Genomic DNA, 10,698 nt, shown 5'->3' with positions numbered 1-10,698 from the left:
AATGGCCTAACATAGTGGGCTCGTAGAGACCCAATTCCTTAATATTGAGCAAAATTCAAAGGGAATTTCAAAAGGGGTTCGGAATGTTTTAATTCAGAACCCCTTTTGTCTACAAACTGGAATGCCACCAATTAGGTGGCATTTTACATGTATATCTATTTATACCTTTTTAACCATGATCTTTTCATTGTTAATATCTAATTCACCATTGAATGTAAAGTTGAATTTCTTATACAAGTGAAGTGCAGCTTGATTATCTTCAACTACACTTAAATAGATTTCATTACAATAATATTCTTTAGTTAATCGTTGTATTAAAGCTTTTAACATAATACTTCCAAGCCCAAGACCTTGATATCTAGCATCAATTAAAAAACGATCTAACCACACTCTTCCATTTTCCCCTTCTTCGGGGAAAAATCCATACATAGCAAAACCGACCAAGCTATTGTCTGAATAAAGTCCCACTGGCTTATAATATTTACACTCCTTGGCTTCTTCTAAACATTGTTCTGTCGTTTCAATAAACGATTTTTGCTTTGTGTTTATTCCCAATTTTAAAATATCATTTACATTTTCATTCGTGACTTCATTAATAGTGATGGTCATAATATTGATCCTTCCTCATTTTCGCTCATGTTTAGCCGTTTTGTTATCATGATATACTAATAGCCTAAGGTATATGGTTACCATATAGTCAAGAGGAGAGATTGTATTGGTCGATGGAAATTTAGGCAAATATTTTACTACTGGAGAATTCGCCAAACTATGTAATGTAAAAAAACAAACGCTAATTCACTATGACGAGATTGGGCTTCTTTCTCCCGACATAAAAAATGAAAAAGGCTATCGGTATTACTCCTATCAACAATTTGAAGTTTTTTCTGTAATCACACTTTTAAAAGAAGTTAAAATGCCCTTGAAAGAGATTAAATGGTTTCTTACTAACAGATCACCTATAGAGTTAATTAACCTTTTTAAAGAAAAATCCATAGAATTAGAAAAAAAAATTGAAGATCTTTATCGAATACAGAAGATTATTGAAACGAAAATATCCCTCACTGAAAAAGCGATACGTATTGATTATTCTCAAATCACATTAGAATTTCAGGAGGAAGAACAACTTTTCCTTAGTGATTCCATCTTGAATTCTTCTGATGCTGATTTCTTAAGATCAACATCTAAATTTATCGATTACTGCAATAAAAATAATTTTTATACGGGTTTCCCTATTGGGGCCATGATAAACAAAGAAAAGATAGTTCATAGAGACCATGATAACTATTCATATTTGTACACAAAAGTTATGAACAATCATGCGAGCTCTTCTTCATATGTAAAGCCCAAGGGACTATATATTGTTGCCTATCATAAAGGGAGTTATAAGAGTATTTCCGAAACATATGAAAAAATATTAAACTTTATGCAAAGTCAAAACTTGAACCTCAAAACGTTTTCATACGAAGAGTATATGTTAGATGAGGTCTCAGTAATGGGTTACGAAAATTACCTAACGAAAATAATGGTAGAAGTAGGATGAGGGAAGATTTTTTGAGCCACATATACGTTATTAGGAAGATGATTTTAGTGGGGATGTACAAGCTCAAAATTAAAAGAACGGAATTTCTACAGGAACAGTAAGAGACTTTGCGGAGGGTATAAATATGAGAAAGTTAGTTTTATGTATTGTGGCTATTTTTCTTATCATCTTTTTATATTTTGACTATATAGCTATAGCTCAAAGTGACTAAAAGAACAACAGAATGGATCTTAACGTCAAACAATCCATTGAACATCAATTAAAAACCAAAGACTACGAGAGTTTCACTTATAAAATTACCAATAATACAAATAAAAATTTTAATCTGCTATTTGGCACAGGTAATGAAATAGACGTAGAATTCCACACATTAACTGATAGTCCAATTAAAGAGGGTAATATCATTACTATTGAATCTCAACCAACTGAAAAACATTACAAGGAATTTAATAAAGGAGACACATTGGAGTATACCAAATAATAACTTACCCTTAATGTGATCCAGTCAAGTAGACAGGAGTTAAATAGACAACCTAGTAATTTTGCAAAAAGAGAAGGGTTTTTTATGTCAGAACTGCCATCATAGGATCTCCGCATTTTTAACTTCTGTTGTAAAGCTGCTTCCTTTTATTTAATTGGTAAACTATCATACATTCATATTAGCGACACTTAGTATACTAAGTGTTTTCTATATAAACTGAAAAAGAGAGAGAATTTTATGTTCTGTCTCTTTTTCATATAGTTTGTTGACGCCTTGTTCAAGATGTCCTAGGATAAAAAGATATGCGTTCTTTTTGGAAAGAAATAGAAGGGAGAGATAGATACATGTCACTAAAATCGATTATTCTTTCTCTTTTGTTGTCCCAAGCTTTGTTTTTGTGTGGGCTGTCTGTTTTTCTTCAGCTCCTTTTATATTTGAATCCTTTGGTTATCGTGGTTGTTTGGGTATGTATCTTGGTTGTTGTTTCGATGCTGGTTCTTTGGTTTCGAGGCGAAACGGTCATGCTTTCTCGGTTTTGGTGGCAGGCAGGTCTGATTGGATACAGTTTTTCATTATTGGTTTTGCTTTTCTTTCGACCAAATGGGCAGGATTATTCGTATAATTTAATCCCTTTTTCTACGATACTATCTTATTTGTCGAATGAAACTAACTGGCTTGTGTCTTTTTATAGCCTTAGCGCCAATGTAGGATTGTTTATTCCATTTGGGCTGTACTTGATGTCCAGGGAGGGGAAAGAGTTGTCCTCTTTTCGGAAATTTCTTTATCCATTTTTCTCGATCTTGAGCATTGAAATCTGTCAGTATGTTTTTCGACGAGGAAGTTTGGATGTGGATGACCTTATACTGAATGTGATTGGCGTTTATCTGGGGTACATCCTGTATCCATTGTTTACAAAAGTGGTTGCATTCCGTTCTGGAAAAATGAAAAAGGATAATATGATTTTGTGAAGAAAAAGATACATGTGATTAAAAAGTTGATGGAGATATTGACTTTGGGCATAAATAAATAAGTTAAATGAGAGGGTGTATCCTATGTATAGCAATTTAGAAGAGTTAACAAGCCATCCCGTGTTTCATTACTTTGCGGAGATATCCAATATCCCAAGAGGTTCAGGTAATGAGAAAGAGATTAGTGACTTTCTGGTTCGCTTCGCAAGAGATCGGAACCTGGAGGTAGTACAGGATAAAGCATTAAATGTCATAATAAAAAAGCCTGCTACAATTGGATATGAAAGTGCACCCATCGTCATTATCCAGGGGCATATGGATATGGTTTGCGAAAAGAATAAGGGAACTCTTCATGATTTTGAGAAAGATCCTCTTCAATTAAGGATTGTAGGGGACATGTTGTATGCGACGGATACAACATTAGGAGCGGATAATGGGATTGCTGTTGCTTATGCATTAGCATTATTGGATGCAAATGATATTCCGCATCCTTCTCTTGAAGTAGTTATCACTACTGAAGAAGAAACGACAATGAACGGCGCTCTTGCTGTTGATTCTTCTCACTTTGATGGTAAAATTTTGATTAATATTGATTCAGAGGAAGATGGAAAGCTGCTAGTCAGCAGTGCAGGAGGAATACGCGTTAGGCAAATCCTGCCAATCTCATGGGAACCCGCATCTAATGATACAGTACCTTACACCATCAGGATTAAAGGGTTAAAGGGCGGTCACTCTGGTATATCAATCAATAAGGAAAGAGGGAATTCCAATAAGCTTTTGGGCAGATTGTTACATGAGTTAACGACGAACTTCACTTGCTTCATACAGCAAATTAATGGAGGTCTAAAAGGGAATGCGATTCCTCGCGAAGCAGAGGCAAGTATATTGATCCATTTTGACGATGTTCAGAAGATAACGGATAAAATCCAGCAATGGGATGAAACGTTTAAAAATGAACTGCAATCTTCCGACCCTAAAGTATCGATTGGGTTCGAAAAAAGCGAAAGCATCTCTACAAACGTTTTTTCCAAAGAAACGATGCGTAAAGCCATTACATCCTTACTGTTGATCCCAAATGGCGTCCAGGGGATGAATATGGGAATAGAAGGATTGGTAGAGAGTTCAATCAATTTAGGGGTCGTTACAACAACGGATACAGAAATGAAATTCGAAAGTGAAATCAGAAGTTCGGTCAAAAGCATGAAATACAATATGGTTACTCAGGCAAAAGCGTTAGCGGAAATGCTTGGATGCAAACTATTAATAGATGCGGATTATCCGGAATGGCCATATAACCCTGAATCAAAACTCAAGAAATTATTTGAACAAACATATAATGAAAAATATAATGATGAGATTGAAATCATCGCTGTACATGCAGGAATCGAGTGTGGAGTATTCATAGATAAGATACCAGGATTAGATGCTGTTTCAATCGGGCCGGATATGTTTTCCGTACATACACCTGATGAACACCTAAGTATCCCTTCCGCAGTAAATAACTGGGAGTATTTACTTTATACTTTAAAAAGGATGAAGGACCTTTAATCAGCAGTTTATTTGTACGAAAGGAACAACTTAGTATATTAATAGCATTCTTCTATATTGAATGGTGTTGAGTCAGCTTAGTTCAATAGTATAAAAAAGAAAGTACATATCTGATATGTACTTTCTTTAGACTGTAGACAATGAAAATCGAGTTTGTCTACAGTTTTTTATGGCTTGTACAATTTGAACGTTGATTTGAACGTAGGGCACTCGCTTTCCGCGGGCGGTCCGGGAGCCTCCTCGGCTTGCGCCTGCGGGGTCTCCCCTAGACGCGCTTTTCCCGCAGGAGTCTCGCACCTTCCGCTCCAATCAACTTTGTTATAAAATTTAGATAGTACCCCTTTTGTCTACAAAATGAGAGACTCGCCTATGTAGGCAAGTCTCTCATTTTCATGAAGATCCAACTATCTTTTTACCTCTCGGCTGTGTACCATTTGGGTCTGGTTCTTTTGTGATGCCGATTTGATTGAATTGATCATTCAATATAAGTTTGTATGTCAACAATCCTGTGCCAGCTTCATCAGGCTTGAAAGTTCCTGCATTAGCCCGTTCGCCCTTATTCAGCAGCCATACTTGATAAACCTCGGACTCTTTGAGAGTAGGCAAATTCTGAATCTGTACGACTAATCTTCTTTCTTCACCTTGCTGCAAAATATATGCAACTCCGTCAGTATTCATATTCACAGCCGTCTTATCAGCAGGCTGTAAAGAAAGTGTCGTTTCAACCTCTACAGGCAGATTGATAGCTGAGAGTTCTTTTTTAAGTTGCACATTGGAATTTAACAGAACGATCACCAAAACTAGAGCGGCCAGCAAGAGGCCTGAAGTTATAGGAGTAAACTGTTTACGGAAAAAACTGCTCCATTTCTTTACCTTTCGCACAGGAATTTCAGGATTACTTTCAAAAACAAAATTCATAACTTCTGATTTTAGGGAAGCAGGGGGGGCAAATTGTTCGAAATCCCACTTCAATGAATTCCAGGCTTCTGTCATTTGATCATACTCCCTGGTGCATTCGGGGCAGTGGATTAAGTGTTCCGCGAATGCCTTCTTTTCTTTTTCTTCCAGTTCATCTGATAAAAATGAAAGCAGGTTATAGCATTCTATACTCATTTACAAATCACCTACTTCCAAATACTTTTTCAACTGCTTGAGGGATTGATGAAGTCTGCTCTTGATGGTTCCAATCGGTTCATTTTCGATTTTGGCAATTTCCGTTAATGAATAGCCTTTCCAATATAGTAAATCAATTAGTCTTTTTTGCGGCTTGCTCAACTTATTTTTTGCTTTGGCTATTTCACTGTTAATAAGTCCATTTTCTATATCATTATTCGGATCTTCTATCTCTATTGGCTTGCTCAAATCCATTTGTTTGTTATTCCGAATATGAACACTGTCTTTACGAACATAATCCACGCATACATTCCGTGTAACAGTCAAAAGCCAATTCACAAAGTTTCCCTTTTCGGGGTTATAACTGCTTTTTGTCGTCCAAAGCTTTAGAAAAACCAACTGAACAATCTCTTTTGTTTTTTCTTCATTTCCATTTGTGAATTTAAAAATAAAGCCATAGATTAATTTAATATACCGGTCATAAAGTTCTTCCAGAGCAGGACGATGCTTATTCTTTACTAATGCCATTAATTCTTTATCAAGTTTTTCTTCCAATCGTACCTGCAACTCCTCACCAAATAAATTTGGAAAACGAACAACAGGAACGATCACTTTCATTTGATCGTTCCCTCTATTTTCTTATTTTGGAAAAACTGTTTCCTTATTTACAATATACCAAACATCTTTCACACCTTCACCATTGACATCGCCCTCTTGCTTATCATTTACAAAATAGTAGAGCGGAAATCCTTTGTAAGTTACCTGCTCTGCCCCAGTGTCTTCCCTTTTAATTGTTCCAAAATCTTTTTTGTCAAAGCCCTTTGGCACATTGAAATCCTTTTCCATGAACGGCGGCCAATTTTCTAAACATTCACCAGCACAATTGCTTTTTCCGGATTCATCCTTTTTGAAAAAGTACAGTGTCATTCCTTTGGTATCAGCCAGGTACTCGCTCGTTGTTCCGCTTTCCAATAATTTCAGGCTCGCGGCGGTATCACCAGCTGTGCTATTCACCACTTGATCCTTCTTGATAGAATCTTTAGCTTCATTTCCACATGCTCCTAAAACCAACATCATTGTAAAAATCATTAAAATAAATATCCATCTTTTCATATAATCCCACTCCTCATTTATTTATTTCCATCCCCACTTTTGAAACACTTGATGGGATGCATCAGATTTTAAATAATTAATAAATTGTTTTGCTTCTTTCTTATTGTTGGTCTTGCTTGTTATACTTACGGGAGTCCCTCTATAGAGCTTATCTTCTTCAGGAAGCTGAACCAGTTCTGTCACGTCTGAAAGACGGTAATGCCAGGATTCATATGTAATCCAGGCGTCGTATTTAGAATTTGCCTTCCATAAATCAATTGCTTCTGCGCTGGATTTTACTGAAATAGCAATATTGCTACTAATTCCAGGAATAAGTCCTTTTCTTCCTGCTAAATCCTCCCATAGTCCCAGTTGTCCAGCTCCATTAACATCTACAATCTTTACGCCCCTCTTCGTTAAATCCTCCAAAGACTGTATATTCTTGGGGTTACCTTTTCTAACTAAAATTCCGGCTGCGCGCGAATACAATTCTGTACGGGTTTTTTCATTAATGATACCCGGATGATTAAGCGTAAAATCAGTCAGCATATACTCGGACCCTCCGTAAATAATGTCGGCATCCTGTTTGGCTTGATCAATCCATTTTGCTTCGGGTCCTGCAGTTACTTCAACTTTTATTCCCGTTTCGTTAGTAAACTGATCCGCTAATTCCTTGATTGGCCCAAGAGGTCCACCTGGGCCGTATACTTTTACAACATCGTTGACAGCATAACCCCGTTTAGAATCCATTCCGGTTGAAAATCCTAACACGACAAACATTATTGATATCAATCCAACAACAAAAAAAATTTTCTTCACGACTTTCTTCTCTCCTTTCAGTAAAAATCCTTTGTACTATAGGTAACGAGACAAATCCCAAAACGGTTTGAAAAAAATGTTATTTTTTTGTTTTTACCTTTTTGAAGCTTAATTGCAAAATATGTATTTCCACTATTTTCATGAAGTTGGTCAATAACGAGCAGTTTATGCCGATACCACTGGTAGAAGGATTTTTTGTGAAAAAATGAAAGTAGTAATGGGGTAACGAAGTTGGAGAAGGTGTTCAAGTATCCTTGTACAACTAACCAAAATTTCAAGTTAGGTTTATAAAGGGATTGTGATCTTTTGAGTAGAAATATGTAGCTAACAATACTTTTACCGGAGGCTTACTTGATGGAATTAACTATTATCAATACCTTTACAGACCAACCGTTTAGAGGGAACCCAGCTGCTGTTTGTTTTCTTAGTGAGGAAAAGAACAAAGAGTGGATGCAAAAGGTAGCTAAAGAGACTAATTTACCTGTTACTGCGTTTATTATTAATCTTTATAAAAATGAATGTAATTTACGATGGTTTACTCCATCTATTGAAATACCCATTTGTGGTCACGGAACACTAGCAAGTTCTTTCTTTTTATGGGAAAAAGGATACGTACAAAAGAATAAATCAATTGTCTATCAAACGAAAAGTGGAGTTCTTACTTCAAAATTGGTAGATGGAATGATACAGTTGGAATTTCCGTCATTAATGGAGAAGGAGACTATTGCTCCTGACTTACTACTTAAGGCACTAGGCGTTGCTCCTACTTATGTTGGTCAAAACAAATGGGATTACCTAATAGAAGTTCAATCAGAAGAAATCGTAAGAAACTTAAAACCCGATATAGATTTAATTGCTCAGTTACCGATTCGCGGCATCATTGTAACGAGCCAATCGAGCCTCAGTGAATATGATTTTGTTTCCCGTTTCTTTTCCCCAGCCCAAGGCCTTAACGAAGATTATGTAACAGGATCCGCACATTGTTGTTTAGGACCATATTGGAAAAGTAAGCTGAACAAAAGTATATTTCAAGCCTATCAAGCGTCAGAAAGAGGGGGCGTATTAAAGGTTGAAGTAGTAGAAGATACAGTTAAACTTTCTGGAAATGCAGTAACAATATTCGAAGGACACTTAACTCTTTGATTATCTAGAATAGAGAATGAGAGCATTTCGGAATATTGCCTAATAAGTCAGGTATAGCCATTCAAATAAAAAGGGCGAACGTACCTGACTAACATAAATATTCTTCCCATTTTATATACTAATTCTAACTTTTTATTTTTGTCTACTTTCAATAATATCCTCATCAAAGGAAAATCCTCGATACACCTCTTAGTTTTGGGTTAACAATCATGTCAATATAACTATGGATGATACTTCCTTTTTACCCACTAGAACCACGTTCTTTGCTACGAATTTACTAGTATTACCTATTCGATGAATTGAAATCAATTTCGTATATATTAGGTTCACTTCCACTGTATTTATACTAAGAAGCTATGGGGAGAAATACTAGTAAAAGACATCATCAAAAAAAATTGCAAACAAAAAAATGACTATTAAAGAGACAACAACACGTTATCATGTAAGGGATAGAACCATTCATAATAAGATTAAGAAGTTAGGTTCTGAATGGGATAGCAGTAACGCAAATTCTGTATTTTTATTTTTTTTTTTTTGAAATTACCTCAAAATATCAGTAATTACAAATTTTATTTAGGCTAAAACATTTACAAAAAATGAGTCTATGTTACTATCAATAATGTGATTAAGAAATTCTTAGGTTTTTTTCAATTCATTATCAATGTTGGAAATATTCAGTTAACTACCAATGTGATTTTCTTTTAATTATAAGAGGGTTGATTAATAAAATTTCAACAATTTGTAATTGTTGAAAGTTTTTTTTGTTTTACATTTTCTAAAAGATAAAGGAGCTACAAATTAATGAAAAAAGTACAAAAGGCAATTATACCTGCAGCGGGATTGGGAACAAGGTTTTTACCTGCTACAAAGGCAATGCCAAAAGAAATGCTTCCGATAGTGGATAAACCAACTATTCAATATATTATAGAAGAAGCTGTAAAATCCGGAATTGAAGATATTATTATTGTCACAGGAAAGAATAAGCGTGCGATAGAAGACCACTTTGATAATGCCTATGAGCTAGAGAATAATTTGAGGGAACATGGAAAATTTGATTTATTGGAGAAAGTACAATATCCATCTAATTTAGCCAATATCCATTACATTAGGCAGAAAGAGCCGAGAGGCCTTGGACATGCTATCTGGTGTGCTCGTAATTTTATTGGAGATGAACCATTTGCCGTACTTTTAGGTGATGATATCGTTCAAAGCGAGGTCCCTTCATTGCGTCAATTAATAAATGAATACGATGCAACAGGTTCGTCTATCATTGGAGTACAATCCGTTAATGAAAGCGAAACGCATCGGTATGGTATCATTGACCCGCTAACTCAAGATGGTAGACGGTACGAAGTTAATAACTTTGTTGAAAAACCAAAACAAGGAACAGCTCCATCTAATTTAGCCATTATGGGGAGATATATACTAACCCCAGAAATATTTGACTTTTTAGCAAAACATGAAACTGGTGCTGGTGGTGAAATTCAGTTAACTGATGCCATTCAAAAACTTAATGAAATCCAAACAGTATTTGCCTATGATTTTGAAGGTAAAAGACATGATGTCGGAGTTGTAGATGGCTTTGTAAAAACTACAATTGAATTTGCCTTACAACATCCTGAATTAAGAGACGACATTTTGAGAGAATTGGAAAGCATACTCGAAAGGCATAAGGCAGTTAAGTAGTTCTTTAATTTTACATTCGCTAAAGGACAGGATGTATAAAAACAGGAAAAGGGTCGTTTATCACTCGCTTTGTTACTTGTTGCGTTTTTATTGAAAATGATGAATCTAAGTGGAAAAAGTTTTAATATCAATCAGGCGTGCCGTAGATTTTTACGATTGTTTAATAGTGTAATAAATTAAAAGATAAAAAATCTTATCTTGGCTATGAAAACAAAAGATTCAAGATGTATTAGATAATAAAGTTAATATTCTTGTTATGGGGATGTTTGGAAAGGGAAGTTCGATTCCCAAATAGATTATTGTGAAGT

General features: G+C 35.4%; 11 protein-coding genes. 6 read left to right on the top strand and 5 right to left on the bottom strand.

Translation table 11 applies throughout. The annotated features are described in order from the left end of the window. Nucleotides 1–159: 159 nt before the first annotated feature. Nucleotides 160–609 carry a GNAT family N-acetyltransferase gene (locus ACQKMR_RS24595; protein ID WP_427699644.1) on the bottom strand — a complete coding sequence of 150 codons (450 nt, stop codon included), beginning with the start codon at nucleotides 607–609 and terminating at the stop codon, nucleotides 160–162. Between the two features lie 106 nt (nucleotides 610–715). Here ACQKMR_RS24595 and ACQKMR_RS24590 point away from each other — a divergent pair, with 106 nt between their 5' ends. The 4 genes from ACQKMR_RS24590 (at nucleotide 716) to ACQKMR_RS24575 (ending at nucleotide 4,537) form a co-directional block, all read left to right on the top strand. Next, complete coding sequence (locus ACQKMR_RS24590; RefSeq protein ID WP_427699643.1) at nucleotides 716–1,540, top strand: MerR family transcriptional regulator; 825 nt, start codon at nucleotides 716–718, stop codon at nucleotides 1,538–1,540. A 223-nt stretch (nucleotides 1,541–1,763) separates the two neighbouring features. Further along, on the top strand, nucleotides 1,764–2,021 hold the full coding sequence (locus ACQKMR_RS24585; RefSeq protein ID WP_427699642.1) for a hypothetical protein: 258 nt from the start codon (nucleotides 1,764–1,766) through the stop codon (nucleotides 2,019–2,021). Nucleotides 2,022–2,365: 344 nt separating this feature from the next. Further along, nucleotides 2,366–2,989, top strand: a complete 624-nt coding sequence (locus ACQKMR_RS24580) for a VanZ family protein (protein ID WP_427699641.1) — start codon at nucleotides 2,366–2,368, stop codon at nucleotides 2,987–2,989. A gap of 84 nt (nucleotides 2,990–3,073) precedes the next feature. Beyond that, complete coding sequence (locus ACQKMR_RS24575; protein ID WP_427699640.1) at nucleotides 3,074–4,537, top strand: aminoacyl-histidine dipeptidase; 1,464 nt, start codon at nucleotides 3,074–3,076, stop codon at nucleotides 4,535–4,537. Between the two features lie 390 nt (nucleotides 4,538–4,927). Here the strand turns inward: ACQKMR_RS24575 and ACQKMR_RS24570 are convergent, their stop codons facing one another. The 4 genes from ACQKMR_RS24570 to ACQKMR_RS24555 form a co-directional block, all read right to left on the bottom strand. After that, nucleotides 4,928–5,650 carry an anti-sigma factor domain-containing protein gene (locus ACQKMR_RS24570; protein ID WP_427699639.1) on the bottom strand — a complete coding sequence of 241 codons (723 nt, stop codon included), beginning with the start codon at nucleotides 5,648–5,650 and terminating at the stop codon, nucleotides 4,928–4,930. Further along, nucleotides 5,651–6,178, bottom strand: coding sequence for an RNA polymerase sigma factor (locus ACQKMR_RS24565; RefSeq protein WP_427699647.1), 528 nt, complete (start codon nucleotides 6,176–6,178; stop codon nucleotides 5,651–5,653). A 111-nt stretch (nucleotides 6,179–6,289) separates the two neighbouring features. Then, nucleotides 6,290–6,763: a COG4315 family predicted lipoprotein gene (locus tag ACQKMR_RS24560; RefSeq protein ID WP_427699638.1), complete on the bottom strand. Its 474-nt coding sequence runs from the start codon at nucleotides 6,761–6,763 to the stop codon at nucleotides 6,290–6,292. A 21-nt stretch (nucleotides 6,764–6,784) separates the two neighbouring features. Further along, complete coding sequence (locus tag ACQKMR_RS24555) at nucleotides 6,785–7,561, bottom strand: extracellular solute-binding protein (RefSeq protein WP_427699637.1); 777 nt, start codon at nucleotides 7,559–7,561, stop codon at nucleotides 6,785–6,787. 354 nt (nucleotides 7,562–7,915) lie between these two features. Here ACQKMR_RS24555 and ACQKMR_RS24550 point away from each other — a divergent pair, with 354 nt between their 5' ends. Next, entirely contained in the window at nucleotides 7,916–8,704 is a 789-nt protein-coding gene (locus ACQKMR_RS24550; protein WP_427699636.1) for a PhzF family phenazine biosynthesis protein, read from the top strand. A gap of 801 nt (nucleotides 8,705–9,505) precedes the next feature. Continuing rightward, on the top strand, nucleotides 9,506–10,390 hold the full coding sequence (gene galU / locus ACQKMR_RS24545) for a UTP--glucose-1-phosphate uridylyltransferase GalU (RefSeq protein WP_427699635.1): 885 nt from the start codon (nucleotides 9,506–9,508) through the stop codon (nucleotides 10,388–10,390). Nucleotides 10,391–10,698: the final 308 nt, after the last annotated feature.

Source organism: Peribacillus sp. NPDC096540 (genome assembly GCF_050278525.1).
Taxonomy (GTDB): domain Bacteria; phylum Bacillota; class Bacilli; order Bacillales; family DSM-1321; genus Peribacillus.
Note: the sequence above shows the minus strand (reverse complement) of the source record. Positions and strands in the feature narration are given on the sequence as shown.